Origin of the sequence: Streptomyces sp. NPDC058985, assembly GCF_042740985.1 — a bacterium.
Taxonomy (GTDB): Bacteria; Actinomycetota; Actinomycetes; order Streptomycetales; family Streptomycetaceae; genus Streptomyces.
On record NZ_JBHYJX010000036.1, the window covers coordinates 18,579 to 36,713 of the forward strand.

The 18,135-nt window shown below is 67.8% G+C and carries 15 protein-coding genes and 1 pseudogene; 8 read left to right on the plus strand and 8 right to left on the minus strand.

Features of this window, described 5'->3' with window-relative positions:
* The first annotated feature begins 29 nt into the window (after nucleotides 1–29).
* Nucleotides 30–230: a hypothetical protein gene (locus tag ACFW01_RS27010; RefSeq protein ID WP_384507461.1), complete on the plus strand. Its 201-nt coding sequence runs from the start codon at nucleotides 30–32 to the stop codon at nucleotides 228–230.
* 25 nt (nucleotides 231–255) lie between these two features.
* Here ACFW01_RS27010 and ACFW01_RS27015 read toward each other — a convergent pair whose 3' ends face one another.
* The 3 genes from ACFW01_RS27015 to ACFW01_RS27025 form a co-directional block, all read right to left on the minus strand.
* Nucleotides 256–600 (minus strand): ANTAR domain-containing protein, encoded by a 345-nt coding sequence (locus ACFW01_RS27015; RefSeq protein WP_384507464.1) that lies wholly within the window; start codon nucleotides 598–600, stop codon nucleotides 256–258.
* 62 nt (nucleotides 601–662) lie between these two features.
* Complete coding sequence (locus ACFW01_RS27020; protein ID WP_384507467.1) at nucleotides 663–1,082, minus strand: CBS domain-containing protein; 420 nt, start codon at nucleotides 1,080–1,082, stop codon at nucleotides 663–665.
* Between the two features lie 305 nt (nucleotides 1,083–1,387).
* On the minus strand, nucleotides 1,388–1,780 hold the full coding sequence (locus ACFW01_RS27025; RefSeq protein WP_384507470.1) for a hypothetical protein: 393 nt from the start codon (nucleotides 1,778–1,780) through the stop codon (nucleotides 1,388–1,390).
* A 413-nt stretch (nucleotides 1,781–2,193) separates the two neighbouring features.
* On the opposite strand from ACFW01_RS27025, the gene ACFW01_RS27030 reads away from it, so the two are divergent.
* Nucleotides 2,194–2,616, plus strand: coding sequence for a PRC-barrel domain-containing protein (locus ACFW01_RS27030; RefSeq protein WP_384507473.1), 423 nt, complete (start codon nucleotides 2,194–2,196; stop codon nucleotides 2,614–2,616).
* Nucleotides 2,617–2,714: 98 nt separating this feature from the next.
* On the plus strand, nucleotides 2,715–3,056 hold the full coding sequence (locus tag ACFW01_RS27035; RefSeq protein ID WP_384507476.1) for a DUF3040 domain-containing protein: 342 nt from the start codon (nucleotides 2,715–2,717) through the stop codon (nucleotides 3,054–3,056).
* A gap of 172 nt (nucleotides 3,057–3,228) precedes the next feature.
* Here ACFW01_RS27035 and ACFW01_RS27040 read toward each other — a convergent pair whose 3' ends face one another.
* The 3 genes from ACFW01_RS27040 to ACFW01_RS27050 all read right to left on the minus strand — a co-directional run bounded on the left by ACFW01_RS27040 (nucleotide 3,229) and on the right by ACFW01_RS27050 (nucleotide 11,171).
* On the minus strand, nucleotides 3,229–3,909 hold the full coding sequence (locus ACFW01_RS27040) for a transposase family protein (RefSeq protein WP_384507602.1): 681 nt from the start codon (nucleotides 3,907–3,909) through the stop codon (nucleotides 3,229–3,231).
* A 474-nt stretch (nucleotides 3,910–4,383) separates the two neighbouring features.
* Complete coding sequence (locus ACFW01_RS27045) at nucleotides 4,384–4,914, minus strand: hypothetical protein (protein ID WP_384507479.1); 531 nt, start codon at nucleotides 4,912–4,914, stop codon at nucleotides 4,384–4,386.
* Nucleotides 4,908–11,171, minus strand: a complete 6,264-nt coding sequence (locus tag ACFW01_RS27050) for a DNRLRE domain-containing protein (protein WP_384507482.1) — start codon at nucleotides 11,169–11,171, stop codon at nucleotides 4,908–4,910. The genes ACFW01_RS27045 and ACFW01_RS27050 overlap by 7 nt, the downstream gene beginning before the upstream one ends.
* A gap of 1,015 nt (nucleotides 11,172–12,186) precedes the next feature.
* On the opposite strand from ACFW01_RS27050, the gene ACFW01_RS27055 reads away from it, so the two are divergent.
* The 5 genes and pseudogenes from ACFW01_RS27055 to ACFW01_RS27075 all read left to right on the plus strand — a co-directional run bounded on the left by ACFW01_RS27055 (nucleotide 12,187) and on the right by ACFW01_RS27075 (nucleotide 16,852).
* The gene (locus ACFW01_RS27055; RefSeq protein ID WP_384507485.1) at nucleotides 12,187–12,342 is read left to right on the plus strand and encodes a hypothetical protein; all 156 of its coding nucleotides are present in this window, start codon (nucleotides 12,187–12,189) and stop codon (nucleotides 12,340–12,342) included.
* 520 nt (nucleotides 12,343–12,862) lie between these two features.
* Complete coding sequence (locus ACFW01_RS27060) at nucleotides 12,863–13,891, plus strand: hypothetical protein (protein ID WP_384507488.1); 1,029 nt, start codon at nucleotides 12,863–12,865, stop codon at nucleotides 13,889–13,891.
* A 215-nt stretch (nucleotides 13,892–14,106) separates the two neighbouring features.
* Nucleotides 14,107–14,796 (plus strand): annotated as a pseudogene (locus tag ACFW01_RS27065) (transposase); the annotation flags it as partial.
* Nucleotides 14,797–15,047: 251 nt separating this feature from the next.
* Nucleotides 15,048–15,959, plus strand: coding sequence for a site-specific integrase (locus ACFW01_RS27070; RefSeq protein WP_384507491.1), 912 nt, complete (start codon nucleotides 15,048–15,050; stop codon nucleotides 15,957–15,959).
* On the plus strand, nucleotides 15,953–16,852 hold the full coding sequence (locus ACFW01_RS27075) for a hypothetical protein (RefSeq protein WP_384507494.1): 900 nt from the start codon (nucleotides 15,953–15,955) through the stop codon (nucleotides 16,850–16,852). Before ACFW01_RS27070 ends, ACFW01_RS27075 begins: the two co-directional genes overlap by 7 nt.
* Here ACFW01_RS27075 and ACFW01_RS27080 read toward each other — a convergent pair.
* Together ACFW01_RS27080 and ACFW01_RS27085 are read right to left on the minus strand one after the other, a co-directional pair.
* A complete protein-coding gene (locus tag ACFW01_RS27080; RefSeq protein ID WP_384507497.1) occupies nucleotides 16,779–17,147 on the minus strand; it encodes a hypothetical protein in 369 nt (122 codons plus the stop codon). The two genes, ACFW01_RS27075 and ACFW01_RS27080, sit on opposite strands and share 74 nt — an antisense overlap.
* Complete coding sequence (locus ACFW01_RS27085) at nucleotides 17,132–18,094, minus strand: heme A synthase (RefSeq protein WP_384507499.1); 963 nt, start codon at nucleotides 18,092–18,094, stop codon at nucleotides 17,132–17,134. The genes ACFW01_RS27080 and ACFW01_RS27085 overlap by 16 nt, the downstream gene beginning before the upstream one ends.
* Between the last annotated feature and the right edge of the window lie 41 nt (nucleotides 18,095–18,135).

Consider the following 18,135-nt stretch of genomic DNA (forward strand, 5'->3'; position numbering starts at 1 on the left):
GTCACCCACAGAAACGGACCGTCGAAGACGTGGATGCCTCCCAGCCTGCTGCCGCGCCGATCTACGACCGGCTGATAGCCGAACGCGGCGACGCGGTCGCCGTCGCTGCGCGCACCGTGGAACAGACCCGGCGTAAAGCGGCCGAAGCCCTCGACTTCAGCTCTCTGACAACCGGCAGCGTTCTCCCGCCCGCCGACGACGCGGGCGGCAGCAGCGGCGGCGGCGAGTAGCACCGACCCACGGGCTGCCCCCGTATCACCGGTGGCGGGAGCGCAGCACGTGCCCCAGGGCGCGGCGTATCGAGGCGGGCAGCGGCTGCCCGGCCGTGGTAGCCACCAGTTGTCGGGCCACCGTGTGCAGCTTGGTGTTGCTGTGCTGGGAAACGGCCACCAGTACCTTCCAGGCGTCTTCGGGCGTACAGCGACCGATCGCCATGATCATGCCCCGGGCTTGGTCGATCACCGGACGGGCTTGCATGGCGTGGCGCAGTTGCGTGTTCTCCTCGCGCAGCCGTCCAAGTTCCGCGGCGGTCTCATCGTCCGATTCCGGCCCGGGCCGACCGACCCGGGCCGGCTCCTGTCCGGGGCGCTGGGGCGTCACAAGGTGCCGCCTACACGCGTGTCCGGTGGTATGCCGGCCCGCCGCCGCGCTCCACGGTTCCTTTACTCGTCGGGGTCGGCGGCGCTGATCTCACCGAGGGCGGAGCCCGGATCGCGTTCGACGGCGAGATCGCCCAGGGAGACGATGCCGACCGGCTGCCCGGCGTCCACGACCGGCAGCCGGCGCAGCGCCTTGCCCCGCATCAGCTGCACCGCCCGGTCCACATCGTCGTCCGGGGCGACAGCCACCACCTCGCTGCTGCACGCCTCGCCGACCGTGCGGCCTGTCACGTCTCCGCCGTCGGCGAGGATCCGCACGGTCAGGTCCCGGTCGGTGACCAGTCCCCGTAGCTGACCGCTGTCGGTGACCAGCACTGCGCCGATGTTCTCATCCCGCATCCGGGTCGCGACCTGCTGCACCGAAGTGTCGGGGCCGACCGCGACGGGCTGGGCAGTCATGACCTCACGCACCTGCTGAGCCACCTGATGTCCTCCTCATGCCGGCGAACGCATCCATCGCTCCCAACGGTGACCAGGAGCCTCACCAGCGGATACCACCGGCGTACTCCCCCTACGCACCGAGCAGGGATCTTCCCTCTCGTGGACGCCCGCCACAGATCCGGCGCCGCCCCTGGCATCACTGGTCGGCGGAAAAGCCTGGCAGACGGCCGCGGAGAGGGGTGTGGTGGCCCGCGACGCGCCGCCTGGCCGCCGCCACCGCGGCGAGCAGGGCGCCTGACCAGCCGCGGACAGCCCGTTTCCCGCGGTCCCTGCCGTCCGTGCGCCCGTCAGGCGGAAGACTCCGGCACGGCACGGACCAGCGGCCCGATATCCCCATAGAGAGCCGCGTGCAGTGCCTCGGCGACTTCACGGGCCCGCAGCTCGCTCTCCACGTCGTACAGCACGAAGTACACCGGACCGGCAGAGGAATCCGAGCGAATTTCCCGGCGGCGGATCAGACGGATGACCGCCCTGCGCACACCGTCGTACACGGTGCCGCCGACGATGTGCTCGGGAGCGGTGAGCACATCGGCCTTCACCGTCCAGCGCTCGGCCTGTCGCTCGACGGCGACGAACACGGCCCCCTGCTGCATCGCCCTCTGGTAGACGACCTCGAAGGCAGCCAAGCCGGTCGCATCCGGAATCAGCTCAGCGGGGCAGGGCGCAGGCAACAAGCACATGCAAAGCATCGTGCCACGCAGTCGTCAAGACACCCCAGACAAGCACTCCATATCCAACCGGCCCAGCTCAAAGGCAGCGTCTCGTGACCGACCCGACCCTTACTACTGGCCCGCCCGTCATGATGACCGGTGCACGGCAAAGGCGGCTGCCGTCCCTTGTACACGGCCCCGTCCTGGATCCGGCCAAGAGAGCAGGACGCCTGGGCCGCTGCTCTACGGCCTCATCGGCAGACACAGGGCTGCGGACTGAATGCCTCGCGGGCCGTCGGGTACGTGTGCGCTACTAGCAAGTTCCGAATGGCTGCGACGCACGCGTCTCGTGCGCCCGACGCCGGACCCCGGCGGCTTCATGCCGACGGGGCGCGGGCCGTCGGCGGCGTGTGTCAACAACTCGCAGCGATGGAGGAGGGCAGATGGCGACCGACAGGGCTCCGGTTCTGGAGAAGCTGAGCGATTCCGAACAGACGGTGCAGACACCCGAGGAAGATGTGCGGGGCCGCAAGGTGGCCGACACCGACGGCAACGACATCGGCACAGTCGACGACCTTCTGATCGACGCCCCGGAACGCAAAGTCTGCTTCCTGCTCGTGGCACACGGCCGGTTCCTCGGCTTCGGCGAGAAGAAGTCGTTCATCCCCGTCGACGCCGTCACCCGCATCACCGACGACCAGGTGTTCATCGACCAGTCCCGCGAGCGCGTGGCCCAGGCCCCCGCCTACGACCCCGAACTCACGGACGAACCCGACTACTACCAGAGCGTCTACGGATTCTACGACTACCCGCCCTTCTGGGGGTCGGGCTACATCTACCCCGGATACCCCTTCCACCACCGGTAGACGGCGCAGGCTGGGCACCGCGCACGGTCGGGTCGCGTACGAATACCCAACCCGGTCGGCCCCGCGCTCGCCGCCGTTTCCAGCATGGAGACAGCCTCATGGACGGATCCACACTGTCGGCCCGCGAACGGCACATCTGGCAGCAGATAGAAACGGCACTGGAGCAGGACGATGCTTTCGGCCGTCACCTGCAGCATCCGGAACGGCGGCGTACGCGATGCGCCGGCCTGAACCGATCCGCGGGCCGCAGCCTCGCACTGCTGAGCACCGTATCGCTGAGTCTGATGATCGCCGCTGTCGCTCTGTCCTACGCATCTTTGATCATCGCCTTCGGATCTGTGTGCGCCGTAACCATCGCCATCGCGGTGATATGGCTGTCCGCCAGTTTCCGGACAAAAGACCTAGCGCGCCGACTCCGACACTGGGCCACCAGCGGCTGACCGCCCCCGCTGCCACGTTAAAGGGGTGGTGGTGACTGCGGGGATGCGCCGAGCACAGCACTGTTCGCGCAGTGCGGACACGCCTTCACCCTCCCGGCCCGTTTGTGATCCCAGGCGGTTGAGCCGGGCGGTACACAGGCGCCGATGCGGGGCCCTTATCACGTCGAAGACATCACCGACTTGCTCTCGATACGCGCCCTGCATGAAGGGCGCGCCCGGACGGACCACACTCAGGCCACTGCTGTACCCCCGCGTCCACCAGCGGCGGCTTCAAGACAGGCGGGCGACTGCCGCTCCCCGGCGGCCGCCCAGGTGACGTTCGCCTGGTCCGGTCAGCCGCAGACGATCTTCTGCGCCCGCGGTTCTCTGCTCCCTGCCCGATCTCGAAGGTGACTGCTCCATCCGTTTCCGTTAAAGCTTCGAGCAGCCGCAACACCGCACTGCGGCTGATGGACACCCCGAATGCCTGGGCCATCCGGGCGCCAGCCCGGCCCGCGAGGGCGAGACCCACCGCGGTGAGAGTCGACCGCAACCGCTCCATCCACCTGCTGTGCCGCCGGGCCAGCCCAGACAGTTGCTCAGCAAACGTCCGCCGAGCGCAGGACGACTCCGGACAGAAGAACCGTCGGACTCGCAGTCGGAGGACCACCTGCCGTCCCCCGCTCGGTGCGTCCGCAGGAAACCGCAGGTAAGAGCTGTGCACCCGGGTCGACTCGCTCCCACAGTCCGGGCATGCCGCCCCAGCCGCCGTACTGCAGACGTCGATGCGTATCGCCTCGTGCCTCACGTCCAGCGACAGCACCGACACGTCCGCGATGGACGGCAACAGCAGGCCCTCCAGGCGGGGCGACATCTCTTCCACGACGCCGCACTGTCGACCACACCAAGATCGGCCCTGATCATTTTCAGGCAACTTTCCGAAGCCTGATCGGAGCACCAGCCGTCACTCAGCGTGCGCGCATCACGGAAAGCGAGCCAGAACCACGACTCGTGAATAGAGCCGGGTCGGCGTTGTCGTAGGTGGAGTTGGCGGTGCTAGTGGTGGGGTCGAATGACGTCGATCGCAGCAGCCGTCCTCACCTGGAGCGGCAGCGGTGAAACAGCTCACTGTTTTCAGCCCCGTACTTACCGCCGGTCGATGGCGCCAGTACGGGGCTGAGGATCTGCCGACGCTCGATTCGCGTCAGCGGGTCATCTGCTTACGTTCGCCCAGGAAGGAGCCCGACGGAGTCTACTCAAGGGCTCCTCCTCTCTCATCGAGCTGTCAATTGGATCAGGAGGCCATGACGAGCGAGAACCACCCGACAGCGCGACCCTTCGTCCGCGATCATTGTGGGCATGATAGCTGCCCATCGATTTCCTGGGCGCTCATGGACTTCCCTGTGATCGTCCAGTACTCATCCGTCGGGTGATGTCTTGCGACTTCGTCGAGGTTCACGAGATCGCCGGCGGAGTCGTCCTGATCAGCGTAGGAGACAGATACGTCGACCAGATGCGGCAACGCCGAGGGTTTCACAGCCGTGGACGCCTTCCGGTAACCAGCTGGCGACCAGAGGTACAGCTGCCCACTACCAGATGCTGCGCCCGTCGGCCCCTCGCCCCACCACAGCAACTTCTCCTTCGCCGTCTCGCTTCCCGGGTCCCATACCTCGACGCGGGACACCTTGTCTCCAGGACACAGAGGGACCTTCACTTCGACGGTGCGGTCTGTGATCCGAAATCCCAGGAGCATGCCCTCGTCACCGGGGTGCTCGGGGACGAGTCCGCACGAGGTTCCCAAGGCGCCGAGGAGAAGTGCCAGGGCAAGTACGCTGGATTTGAGGGCGTTTCGGTTCGACCGGCCTGACTTGATCAGCACCTGTAGCCTCCACTTCGCCAGCCCGCCCTTCGTTCCCACCTGTTGCGGCAAGGGTTTGCCCCTGCGCGCAAGTAGCGGATCCCGAAGCCGAGACCGTAGCGCAGCCATTGGGACCTGTGTCGCTTTTCGTGTCTGATGCGGTCTCGTGTGATGTAGGAGCGATTGTTCGAGGTGAAGTAGGTAGTGCCGAGGGTAGTGCCCCCGCGTGCGTGGAGTCCCCATCCGCCTCGGCACACTCTCATGCCGTAGCGGTATCCACACTTGTAACCCATGAAGCGACTGGCGCCGGCAAGACCGTAACCCAGTCCCCGAGCCCCCAAACTGCGGACCTTCTTGTAACGCCAGAACTTCCACGTCCAGCGCTTCCCGTCGAGGTCGTACTGATTGACCGGATCGGCAGGGTAGGAATAGGCGTTGGCGCCACCGCTCATAACGGGGTCCACCGACAGGAAGCGTCCCGAGCTGGGATCGTAAAGGCGTACACCCATGATGATCCCCCCGCTGGGCGTCTCGGCGGAGCGCTGCTTCCCGCCGAGCCAGCCATAGCGGGTGGGATCGGTGCCGGGCAGGAGGTTGCCGTACTCGTCGTACGTATTGACGACCGGGGTGCTGTCGTCCGCCAGCGGGAGCTGTATGCCGATGTCGCCGTGCAGTGTGGACAGATGCAGGACGACGTCACCGGCCCCGCTGGTGGTGGCGATCAGATTGCCTGTGAGGTCTTCGAGGCTGCGGCTGATGGTTCCGTCACCGCCCGCGGTCCAGTCCGGGCTGTCACCGTCAGCGCCGTAGTGATTGGTCTTGCTGTCAGACGCTTTCCAGGTGCTGTCCTCAGCCTGTTCCTCGGTCGTCCAGGAAGCGATGCGGCCAGCCGCGTCCAGGGCCCAGGTGGTGCGCTTGGCGTTCGCGGTGATTTGCCGGACGAGGTCGTTGGTGTGGTAGGCGTACTGGGCGCCGCCGGCCTGTGCGGTGGTGCGGCCGAAGGCGTCATAGGCGGTGCCGTCGTCGATGAGCCGGTCGGCGCTGTCGTAGGTGGAGTTGACGGTGCTGGTGGTCGGCGCGCCTCCGTCGATGTCGTCGATCGTGTTGGTCAGCGAGGTGCGGTTGGTGTTGTTGTCGAAGGCGTATCCGCGGTGTGTGGTGACGCCGCTCTGCGAGTCGTCCACCTGGGTGAGGCGGCCTGCCTGGTCGTAGGTGTACTCCTGGTAGGCGCCGCCTCCGGTGTAGGTGGTGCGGGCGACGACCTGGTCGTGGATGTTCTGGCTTGTGGTCTCGCCCTGGACGGTCCAGCCGGATTCCCAGTGCCAGTAGCGGGAGGTTTCGGTGCCGGTGGGGTCGAGGTTGAACTCGACGTCCATGTTCCACGGCAGCTTCTGCTGGTACAGGCGGCCGTCGGAGTCGTAGGAACCGGTGACGTCGCCGATGGTGCCCATGACCGAGTCGTGGATGCGGGTGGGCAGTCCGGCCGGGTTGTCGTAGTCGTAGCTGACCGTGGACGGGGCCGAGTCGGTGACCCGGATCCGGCGGTTGCGGCTGTCGTACTGGGTGCGGGTGACGTTGCCCGCGCCGTCGTCGTAGCTGATCTCGCGGCCGAGCAGGTCGGAGGCGCGGCGGATGGTGGCCGTGCCGTTGGTGATGGTGGCGACGGTGAGGTTGTCCGGGTCGTAGGCGGTGGTCTGGGCCGGTACCGCAGTTCCGATGCCTCCGGTGATCTGGGTCTGCTTCAGGCGGCCCGCCGCGTCGTAGGTGCTGGTCGTGGTGCGGGTGACTCCGTTGGCGGTTTCGGTGACCTTGGCGGGGCTGCCCCAGCGGTCGTACTCGGTGGTCTTCAGCGGCAGTTCGTCGGGGTTGGACCCGCCTCCGGTGATCTTTCCGGCCGGGCCTGTGGAGCATACGAGGTCGGCCCATTCCGGGCGTCCTTCACAGGTGCCGGTCCCAGTGGGCGACCAGTAGCGGGTCACCATTGCCCCGGCGTCCGCACCGTTGGACTTGGGCAGCGTGGTCTTGGTGACGCGGCCCTGGGTGTCGTAGCTGGTGGTGTTGGTCAGCTTCAGGCCGCTGGGGTCGGTGACCTCGCTGGTGGGCAGGCCCTTGGCCCAGTCGTAGACGGTGGCCGTGGTACGCACGTCGCCGTCGCCCGGGTAGCCGTCGATCGCCGCGCCGACCAAGGCGGTGGTGATCTGGTCGGTCACGGTGGCGGTGCCGTCGGTGGGCCGGCCCTCGTCGTAGCGGTTGACGGTGTGTTCCCGCGCGGCGATCTGGACGCCGGCCGGCAGGTCGGGGCTGTCCTCGTCTCCCTTGAGGGGCTTGGTCAGGGTGACCAGGTGCAGCGGTCCGGATTCCTCGAGCTGGCGCTTGCCGTCGGCGGAGTACTCCGAGACGGTGGCGAGCTGGCGTGCGCGTTCGGCCGGAGAGGCGGCGAGGATGCCCAGTTCGCTCTGGGTGTTGATCTGGTAGTCGACGTTGCCGAGGGCGAGTTCGCGGTTGGTGGCGGTCAGATCGAGGATCGTGTTGCCGAACCGGTCGTACTGCTTGACGGTCAGGTGCCGGCCGGGCAGGCCGTTGTTGACCTCGCGGCCGGAGGCGTTGGTGTAGGTGACGGTGGCCTTGTCGTAGTCGGCCGCGCTCAGGTCTCCTCCCGTGTGGGAGGCGGGAACCTGGTCGGCGGGGAAGACCGCGGTGGCGTCCGTCGGCGCGTCCGTCTGACCCCATGTCGCGGTCTCGCCGGGCGAGACCTGGTTCGGGGCCTCGGTGCCGGACAGCGGGACGTCGTAGACGAGGGAGGTGACGGCCTTGCCGCCGTCCTGCTCGTCCTTGGTGCCGGCCTTCAGCGTCGGACGGGAGACCGCCAGCAGCATGCCGTCACCAGCCGTTGCGTTGCTACCGGCCTTGCCGTACTCGAAGGTCCACGGCAGTTCGCCGGGCGGGGTCAAGGTGAGCACGCGGCCGGCGCTGTCGTAGGTGTAGGCGGTCTTCAGGGCCGGGGAGATCCGCGGGTCCCACTGCTCGCGCAGACGGCCGGTGCTGTCGTAGGTGTACTGGGAGACGACCGTAGCGGTAGAGGTCGATGCGCCGGGGACGGTGGTCCACAGGCGGATCTGCTTGACCTGCCCGGTGTAGTCACCGGGAGCGGTCGACGTCGCGGTGGTCGAGGTCGCGTAGACGTACTCCAGGATCCGGCAGCCCTTGGTCGACGGCGTGCCGGCGCAGGTGGCGGCGGAGACGGCCGAGGTGGGAGCGATCACGTACTTCGGCCGGGCCAGGGTCTTGCCGTCCACGGTGACCTTCTCCGAGATCACGGTCGTGGTGGAGTTGTCCGTGGGCAGGAAGGTCTTCGACAGCTGCCAGGTGGTGGCGGCTGTGTCGACCTTGGTGAACACCGAGGTGGAGCCCTCGGTGTCCTTCATCGTGAAGGAACTGGTCAGCGTACCGGTCAGGGTCAGGTCTTCTGCACCGGTCTCCGGCTTCCAGCCGCCGCCCGTGGCCGCGGTGAAGCCGGTCTCCTCACCGTCGACGTCGACCACGGCCACCGAGGTGGCCGAGGTCTTGCGCACATACGCCCAGTCGCTTTCGGAGAGCTCGGCCACGGTGCCGGCCGTCCACTGAGGACCGAAGATCGCCGCCTGGCCCTCCTGCTGGGACCCGTTGGCCGGGCGGCGGGAGGAGAAGGAGCGTGTAGCGGTCAGGTCGAATCCGGAGGCGTCGGTGGCCGACAGGCCGAAGTCTCCGGTGAGCGTGTTGACGCTGCCCGGGCCGGCGTCTTCGCTGGGTGCCTCGCCGACGTTGCGGTCCACGGTGATGCGGGTGGCCGGGGATGCGTCCGTGGTGCTTCCGTCGGTGAACACCGCGCGGACGTCAGCCGGGCCGTCCTCGCTGAGGGTGTCGGTGACGTTCCAGGTCAGTGCCTCGGCTTCGCCGCCGGTGACCTTCGCCGGCCACGCCGTCAGGGTCGAACCGTCGGCCTTGCGGCGCACGTCCTGGGTGGGAATGTCCTTCCAGGTGTCCGTCTCACCGCGCCGGTACTGGTAGCGCACGCCGGTGTCGCCGGCCTTGCCCTGGCCGGTCAGCTCGGCGCGGCGGGCGGGACGATCCCCGTCACCGGGAGTGAGCAGGGCGGCGCCGGAACCGGCGTAGAAGGTGTGGCTGGTGGTGATGGAGACGTTGCCGGCGGCGTCCTTCGTGCGGACGGTCAGCGTGTGCTTGCCCGCCCGGAAAACGGGCTTGGCCGTCACGGCCGTGCCGGTACTGGGGGCGGACTGCCAGGCGGCGCCGTTCAGGTTCCACTGGACTTCCTTCACATCGCTGGTGGGCGGGGTGAAGGTGAATGTTCCGGTGAAGTCACCGTCGTCGTTGGGCGTGCCGGACCACTGGCCGGCCGGGTAGTCGGTGGAGGACACCTTCGTCGCCGCCGGTGCCGTGGTGTCGACGGTGAGCGTGCGGAAGGCGGACCAGGCGCTGCTCGCCGAACCGTCGGAAGAGCGGGCACGCCACTTGTAGCTGCCCTGCGGCAGCGCGGTGGGCTTCCAGGACGCCTGCGCGCCGGAGGCGACGTAGCTGGTGGTGCCGGTGCGCAGTGCGGAGGTGCCGTTGGTGGCCCAGACTTCGTAGTCGAGCTTGACCTGGGAGCCGTCGCCGTCCAGGGCCTTGGCCGACAGGGCCGGAGTGGTGACGTTCGTGGCGGCCTTGTCGGCCGGGGCTATCAGCGTGGGGACGTTCGGGACGGAGTTGTAGGTGACGGACAGGTAGGGGGTGTTGGAGGCGGCGTTGCCGGAGTTGAAGCGCTTCCAGCCGTAGGGGTCGGACTCGTCCGAGGCGCGCAGGCCCAGGTGGTTGGAGCCGTTTCCGTTGCCGGCCCAGGACTGGACCATCGAGGTGACGTCGGCGTTGACCCAGCCGTCGTTGCAGGAGCTGGAGAAGCCCTTGGTCTGGTTGCTGGTGGCGTACTTCGTTCCCCAGCTGGGCTGGCTGGTCCAGCGGGTGCTCGTGGAGGTCGCGTTGGTGGTCCACACCTCCCATGCCTTGGGAGTGCACGACCAGGAGTGGAACTCGTACAGGTTCAGCTTCGCCGCGGAGATCTGCTTCCCGCTGATGTTCTTCATCGGGAACGACAGGAACGAGCGGGCCTTCTGCCTGGAGCCGTTGTTGCCGATCTTCAGCTCGGTCGCGGTGGACTGGTCGGTGCCGTAGCCCTCCTGGACGAACGTGTCGAAACTCGCGCCGACGTTGATCGACGGGTCGATCGTGACCGGGAACTGCGTCGCCGTGTCGGCGAGGAACTTCGCGTCCGGGGTGAGCGTGATGGTGATGGTGTCTCCATCCTGGGAGACCTTCACCCCGACCTTCGCGGTGTGGGTGTGCTCGCCGGAGTTCTTGTCCGTGCGGGCATCCCACATCACCGGCGACGGCAGCATCCCGGTGGTCTTGCCCTTGGCGTCGGCGAAACTGACCGACCCGTCCTCGTGCGCCTTGGCGGTCAGCCCCTTCGCCTTCAGGCTGTAGGCGACCTGACCGTTCGCATCGACGGCGGAACGGTCCTTCAGCTGAAGGAATTGCTCGTAGCCGGTGCGCGTGGCCTCGATGAGCATGTCGGTCGCCGGCAGGGCGTCCTTGTACCGGGCGACCGTGTCCTCGGCGCCCTCGATCGTGGGAGCGGGCAAGGCTCCGTACCAGCCGAGCTGCATCTGCCGGCCCGCACCGTCCTGAACCGTCACCAGCGGCACCGTCGCCGACGCGCTGCCTTTCGCACCCGCGGCTTTCAGACCCTTGGGGGCAGCCTGCCTGCCTGCGATCTTCAGCCCATGCGGATGTGCCTTTGCCTTCAGCGACCCGTCATCGGCGCGAACCAGTGACGCGTCCACATCCTGCCACGCGCCTTGGTCGTTCTTGAACCGGATCGGGCCGGCGTAGGTCTCCTCCGTGACGGTTCCGTCCGGGTTGACGTACGTGGTGGAGGTTTCCGAACGGGCGTCGGTGGCCTCGATACGCCGGTTCTGGAATTTCGCCTTCAGCCGTGCAGCCGCCACCGAACCGGCGGTGGCCGGCCCCAGGTTCTTCGCCTCCTTGGTCTGGACGGCGGGCTGTGGGTGCGACAGAGCGACGGCCTGACCACTCGAACCGACCACGGTGGCGGCCTCGGCGGCCATCAGCAGCGTGATCGCCGCGGCAACCGGCCGCCACCGGGCCATGGATGGCGGTGGGAGGTACTGGTATTCCGAGTCGGCGGCCTCATGCCGCGTGACTCTGCGGAACACATGTGTCATGTGAGCCCCTCGAGTTGATGCTCTGGCACCCCGAAGCAGGCAGGCCGACATCAAGGCCCCGCCTCAGGAGTGGAGTGGTAGAAGAAGTGATCCCTCGGAGGGCAGTTCTGAGACTCCTGCCGCGGCCACCTGTCCGCTGCCATGTGGAGTCAGTGCACGAACACGGCGTTCGCCACCCTGCTCCACGCAAGCGAGGTCAGGGCCTCAAGGCGCCGCGCGCGGCACTTACCCCCGCACCATCCCTCAAACGGTGCGCACAAGTCCCCCCAGCTCATCAGCAGACTCGCCCCTCAGGGGTCGCAGAATCTTCACAAACGAAAGCTGATTAAACGAACACGTCTGGGTAGGTGTCAATTTTTCGATCAATTTCCGCCAGCGCCTCCAAAACCGCCACGTGCGCCAGTTCGACGCCAACTTCGTTACTAGCTAAGGGCGTTGGCGCAAGTCATCGCGATTCCGCGCAGAGCGCTTTCCAGTCACAGTCCGGCCGCAGACACGGCCATTCTCGACCTCCTGATACCGCCGGCGGCAAAGCCCGGCGCCGAAGCGGGGGGGCTGAGGCCTCGTCAGCCGCTGAGCGCTGCGCGTACGGGCAAAGGCGGACTCGGACTCGTCGTCGGCCCCGACCAAGCGTGCGTGCAGGGGGCATGAACCGAGGCGGCGGATGTCGGCAGGGCATCAGGCGAGGCGGGCAGTTACGCCGGGGTGCCGACACGGCGGCGCGGACGGAAGCCGACCTGAAGAACGCACGGGCGGGCAGGTTCATCGTCTCGCATGCGCTTCGGACGGTCAGTTCAGGACAGACTTGCGCCGTTGATGCGCCACTTCCATCAGCACTCATGGGAGAGTCTGCCCACTTTCGCCCTGATGTGATCAGGGCGAAAAGCGGCCTCAGTCGCTACTCCAGTCCCGGAGCGGGCCTTGCGCACCTGTTCACGAAACGCACACTTATGGCGTCCCGGCGAGCACAGCCGCAATCGTGGCAGCCGCCCGTTTCGTACAGGACGTTCCCTCGATGACCGACCCGAGCAAAGTCGCGCCCACCTGCCGCGCCTGCAACCACAACCGCACCGGTCACCACCGGCTCCCCCATGCCGTCCAGATCACCGGGCGCATGCTGTGCTGGAACCTGGCCGCCGCCGACGTCCTCACCGCCCCGCAAGCCGGCTAGTGGCCATACACCTGGCCCCTGCCCTGGTACCTCACCTGCGTATGCGCCCTGCTATGGGCGCTGCTGCGAGCCCGGGAGAAGAACGCCGGCGCCCCACCCGCCGAAGACGACGACCCGCAGCAGGAAGAGTGGCAGAAAGCCTGAACCGAGCCCTGCCGGCCCTGAACCACCCTCTCGGAGGGGCACCCGGAGTTGGCAGTGGCAGGGCACGTGCGTAACCTCCCGGAGCAGCCCGACGTTGGGCCCAGCAGCGCGCGCAGGACGTCACCCCCGTGGACGCGTGCGTGGCGGAAGAGGTCCCGGATCACGTCGGCCCGGGACCTCTCTGCTGCTGCCCCGTACGAGCAAGCCACGCCCACCGCTTCAGAACGCAAGGCCGCGGCCGCTGTGCAGTCATGACAGCCGTCCGTTGCGACGTGATGCGCGTCACGTAAAGGAAATGTGAGAGCAGTGCAACCGTCTGCGTGTCCCGCCAGTCATGCTGGGCGACGCATCGGTCACTTCCTCCTCAGAGGTTCACATGAAGATTCGCCGCTCCCTGGCTCTTGCCGCCGCGACGGCTGTCATTGCGCCGGGCGCTCTGCTCGTGGCCCCGGCCGCCTACGCCACGGACGACGACCCGTCGCCCTCCGTCAGTGAGACGGCCCCCGACCAGGAGGAGTCCACGCCCGCGGCGGACAACACCACCCCGGCGGCCGAGGACACCACTGCCGGCGAGAAGGAGTCGACGCCGGCAACCGGTGAGTCCAGCCCGGCCGCCTCCGAGCCGGCTGCGCCCGGTGCCTCGCCCTCGGCGACCGTGTCCACCTCCCCCTCGGCGCCCGCCTCCGCCCCGGCGCCCGGCCCGGCCGAGTGCAGCGAGGAGGACATGACGTTCGACGACGATCTGCGCACCGGCCTGTCCGGTCTGCCCTCGAAGATCGTGGCCGGCAGCGGCTTCCAGGGCTTCAAGCTGAACGTCGACAACAAGGCCAGCCACGCCTACCAGCGCGTCGACCTCGGTGTCTTCGCCGCCCAGGTCGACGAGAACGACTTCTTCGTCGACACCGACTACCTCACCCTGCAGTACAAGGACCCCGCCACCGGCACGTGGACCGACATCTCCCTCGACGAGGAAGACGAAGGCGCCGGCTACCTCGGCTACACCGACATCAAGGCCAAGGAGTCCTTCTCCATCGACCTGCGCCTGGCCGTGGACAAGAAGGCACCGTCCGGTCTCGGTTTCGCCATCAGCATCGGCATGTACGCCGACGACGAAGGCAACTGCGTCTACTCCGGCGACGACAGCTACTACGAATTCGACATCCTCGCCGCCGGCTCCACCCCCACCGACACCGGTGACGCCAAGCCGCAGGGCGACAGCAAGCCACTGCCCACCAAGCCCGTGGGCGACACCCAGATCGACCCCCAGGGCCGCCTCGCCGAAACCGGCTCCAGCTCCGCCCTCCCGACCATCGCTCTCGCGGGCGGCGCCGCCGTCGCCCTCGGCGTCGGCACCATGTTCATCCTGCGCCGCCGCAAGACCACCAGCACCGGCGCCACCGCCTGACACACCATCACCGCAAGGGGCCGCGCCGACACCTCAGCGCGGCCCTTTGCCGTGCTCGAGTACAAGCCCCGCGCCTTAGCTTGTTCTTTAACCTGCGGCGTCGAAATGTGCTTCGAACTGGGTCGCTGACCTGGGCATTCACCGGACGCTGAGGCGGCCTCCGTCTGATCATGTGCTCCGACCAAGGTGCACTGACCAAGACGAAGGCCGTGAGGGTGAGTCTGCTGCCTGAGACTGTTCCAGGGGAAGCGTTCGCGGAAGCGTCACGCTTCCGGGACGGGTTGTACGCGTGTCTGGCCGTTCGGGGCGATGAGCTGTTCGAGCTGACGGACGCGGTGCTGTGTGCTCCGGGTGCGGTGCACTCGGCGGTTGAGCTGACGCTCCTGCCCGAGCACCGACACGGGCACGCCGCGATGTACGACGGCCTCAACCAGGGCCGGATCGACGCGGACCGGCTGCGTTCGCTGCTGGCGGGCCTGCCGCTGCCACGGTTCTCTGACGGGCGACTGGTGCTGGCCATCGACGTCTCGCCGTGGCTGCGATCGGATGCTCCGTGCTCGCCGGAGAGGCTGTTCTGTCACGTCTACGGGCGGGCGAAGACGGCCTCACAGTTCATCCCCGGCTGGCCGTACTCATTCGTCGCCGTGCTGGAGATGGGCGCCACGTCCTGGACGCAGATCCTGGACGCGGTCCGGCTCGGTCCGGTCGACGACGCCACCGCGGTCACCGCCGATCAGCTCCGCGGCGTCGTTGAACGGCTCATCGCGGCAGGTCAGTGGGTGCCGGGTGAGCCGGACATCGTGATCGTGACGGACGCCGGCTACGACGTGACCCGTCTGGCCTGGGTGCTGCGGGACCTGCCCGTCAAGCTGGTCGGCCGGGTCCGCGGTGACCGGGTGATGCGGCTGCAGTTCACCGTCCAGGCCGGTGTTCTCGGGCCTGCGCCATGACCTGGACGCTACCTGAGCCGATGCTCACCGCTCCCGTGGCCAGCCCCGAGTTGCCGCCGAGGTCGGCGGCAGAGCCCAAGTGGGACGGTTCTCCAGACACTTGAAGTTGTCTCACCGAGTGACATCGCGGCATCTCCCAGCACGCCTCCGACTGGCACCGAAAGACTTCGCGTTGCCAGAGTGGTGACGCTCGCCTGTGGGGTTACGTGCATCTGTTCTTCACCGACCAGGGGAAGGTCGGCCAGGTCGCTGGATTGAGTCAGGCAGAGTTGTCCTCTCTTCTGTTCGCCCGGCGTCTGGTGCCTTCGGGTACGCCGGTCCTGCTGGATGAAGCGATGCGCCCGGTCGTGCCGGTGTCGCCGTGGTTCCGGTCGCTGGCGCTGAAACGCAAGGACGCGAAGACGAAGCGGTCGTACGCGTACTCCGTGCTGCTGCTGCACTTCCTGCTGGCTCGTGGGACGGATCTGCGGTCGGTCACGGAGACCAACCTTCGAGAGTTTCGTCTGTGGCGGCAGGACGAGGCGGAGGAGGTGGTCGGTGACGCCGCATGGGACCGGGACTGGGCGGCCATCGAGTCTCTTTACAGGTTTCTGATCCGGATCGGTGTCTTCGCCCGGCAGCCCTGGCGGGCAACACCGCAAGGTTCCAACCTTGCCAGCAGAATCCGCCCTGACCTGCGCGTTCGGCACATGGAGCTTGACCAGTACCTCTACCTGTGGGACGTCGGATTCGGGGGACTGGCTCCGGATGCCGGACTGGATGTCTCGTTCCGGGGCTGGCGGCCCCACCGAAATCGCGCCGCCTGCGAGCTGGCGCTGATGACCGGCATGCGGATCCAGGAGTGGTCCACTTTGCTCCTGCCCGAGCTCGGTCTGGTGGATGGCCGGCGGCCGGCGTTCGCGGACGTCGAGCTGAAGGCTTGCGCCATGTTCGGACGGCCGCGCTCGGTCTATGTCGCGCCGGACCGGGCCTGCGGCACGGCACCTGGATCGGCCCGCCCGACATCGACCACCCCGCCGTCGATCTCACCCGACTCCCGGACATCATCGACGCCCAGCGGCGCCACCTGCTCCTGCAGCGGCGCGACGGCTGGGCCGCCACCTACGACGCGGTGCTGACCGGCCTGATGCTCTGCGCGCACATGTGGTCCCCGGAAGGGCGCCCGTCACCCTTCGGCCGCTGGGACGCCTGGGATGACCGCCTCGACATCCTGATCCCCTTCGACCGGGAGAAGCAGGACTACGTCGGCTTCAGCACCTCGAAACTGTTCGCCGCGGTCTATCCCGAAGCTGTCGCCCTCGCACCGCTGATCGCCTCCCCCTACTGGCGGCGGCTGGCCGACGGCACCGAAGCCGAGCAGGCCCGGTTCTTCGAAGAGATCGCCAGCCGCGTCACCTACCCCTACCTCCCGCCCAACCGTACCGGTGACGCCATCGCCCACTGGGCGCTCGCCGACTCCTGGCGACCGTTCAGCCGGCCCCTGACGACCTACACACCCGGCCGCGTCCGCGGCACCCTCCCCGGCATCGCCGCGAACCGCCTCGCCCGCCACGAAAAGAGCGCGCTGTGGTTCAGCCGGCTCCGCCGGAACCAGGGCCGCACGCTCCTCTTCCACGGCCACCTCAAACCGGTCCTCCTGCGTGACGGCGAACCCCAGTACGTGAAGTGGGAGGGCACCATCTGGCACAGCACACGCACCGACGACCAGATGAAGGAACAAGTCTCAAAAAGGCGCCGCGCGCTCGAAGGAGCAGGCCCTCCTGCCGCTCCAGCACCTGCAAGATTCAAAGCCGAACGAGACACAGCGGGGCCCCGAGCCCGTACATATTCCTTCATCGCCCAGCTAGACCGCAGACGTCACTGCGACGACGAACAGGTACGGACACTCCGGGGAGCCGCCGCCCTTGAGGGTGATGCCCGCGTGTTGCTGGCCGGTCTCATGCCGTGGGTCCGGCCCAGATGTCGTACAGGCGCACTTCGAGGAAGGCGAGGACGAAGGCGCCGGCCATGACGGTGAACGATCCCCAGCGGGTCCGTTCGGCGAGGGAGAGCATTCCTGCGGCGGGGACGGCTACGAGTGCACCAAGGAGGTAGGAGAGAAAGGTGACGGTGCCTCCTACTGGCCGGTCGCCCGCGGCCAGACGCCACACACCTGCAACCAGCTGGATGAAGGTGAGAAGGGTGACAAGGGCCATGCCGACGAAGTGCCAGTCCTTGGTGGGCTGATCCCTCCACGCCGCATGTGTGCACCAGAGGGCCAGCAGCGAGGCCGTGATGCCGATGGCCAGGGTCAGCGTGTTGAACATGCCGCTGCCCTGTCCTTCTCCTGCGTGCTGGGGCCGTTGGCGGCCTTGATGCCGGCCGTCACGTGGAGGGTGGCGATCCACATCAGGCAGGAGCCGAGCATGTGCAGACCGACCAGCAGCTCAGGCAGACCGAGCACGCTCTGCAGATAGCCGACGGCCCCCTGCACCACCAGCACGGCGAGCAGCAGACGGGCGCGGTGCAGCGCGGCGTGTGGTGCCTCGGTGCGGCGCAGGCGGGTGTGGAGGAGCAGGGCGAGGGCCAGGACGGTCCAGGCGAGGGCGGAGTGGACGCGGGTGACGAGCGTCCAGTCGAGGGGGATACGGGCGATGTCGCCGGAGTCGCCGGCGTGGGGTCCGGCACCGGTGACCACGGTTCCGGCGGTGATCAGCAGCGCGCAGGCGGTCAACAGGGCGCGCGCGAGTACGCGGGAGGCTCTGTCGCCCGCACCGGCCGGCGCGGGGGCGGGCGCGGTGCGGTTGCGGGCGAGGTAGGCCAGGGTGATCAGGGCGGTGGAGAGCAGGAAGTGTCCGGCGACCGTGTAGGGGTTGAGGCCGGTCAGAACGGTGATGCCGCCGAGCAGGGCGTTGGCCACGACGAGGGCGAACTGCCCCCAGGCAAGGCGCAGCACATCCCGTCGGACCGGCTGGATACAGCGCGCGGCGAGGATGACCCATCCGACGGAGGCGGCCAGCACGTAGGTGAGCAGGCGGTTGCCGAACTCGATGACGCCGTGCCAGCCCATGGCTGCGGTGGTGGTCAGGCTGGTGTCGGTGCAGGTCGGCCAGGTGGGGCAGCCCAGTCCGGAGCCGGTCAGGCGCACGGCGCCGCCGGTGACCACGATCACCACCGACATCACCAGAGCCGTCGTCGTGGCCCGGCGGACGGTGGACAGGGGCGGGTTCCAGCGTGCGGCGAGTCGTGCGAACGGAGTGCGAGGCGGGGTCATGGACTCATGCTAACTTCATGACGACACGTCGTCATGAAAGG

Excerpts from the sequence above, each read along its gene's own strand:
- ACFW01_RS27035 (WP_384507476.1), top strand. The coding sequence starts at position 2,715 with ATGGACGGATCCACACTGTCGGCCCGCGAACGGCACATCTGGCAGCAG.
- ACFW01_RS27025 (WP_384507470.1), bottom strand. The coding sequence starts at position 1,780 with ATGTGCTTGTTGCCTGCGCCCTGCCCCGCTGAGCTGATTCCGGATGCG.
- ACFW01_RS27030 (WP_384507473.1), top strand. The coding sequence starts at position 2,194 with ATGGCGACCGACAGGGCTCCGGTTCTGGAGAAGCTGAGCGATTCCGAA.
- ACFW01_RS27060 (WP_384507488.1), top strand. The coding sequence starts at position 12,863 with ATGAAGATTCGCCGCTCCCTGGCTCTTGCCGCCGCGACGGCTGTCATT.
- ACFW01_RS27055 (WP_384507485.1), top strand. The coding sequence starts at position 12,187 with ATGACCGACCCGAGCAAAGTCGCGCCCACCTGCCGCGCCTGCAACCAC.
- ACFW01_RS27040 (WP_384507602.1), bottom strand. The coding sequence starts at position 3,909 with ATGTCGCCCCGCCTGGAGGGCCTGCTGTTGCCGTCCATCGCGGACGTG.
- ACFW01_RS27050 (WP_384507482.1), bottom strand. The coding sequence starts at position 11,171 with ATGACACATGTGTTCCGCAGAGTCACGCGGCATGAGGCCGCCGACTCG.
- ACFW01_RS27085 (WP_384507499.1), bottom strand. The coding sequence starts at position 18,094 with ATGACCCCGCCTCGCACTCCGTTCGCACGACTCGCCGCACGCTGGAAC.
- ACFW01_RS27080 (WP_384507497.1), bottom strand. The coding sequence starts at position 17,147 with ATGTTCAACACGCTGACCCTGGCCATCGGCATCACGGCCTCGCTGCTG.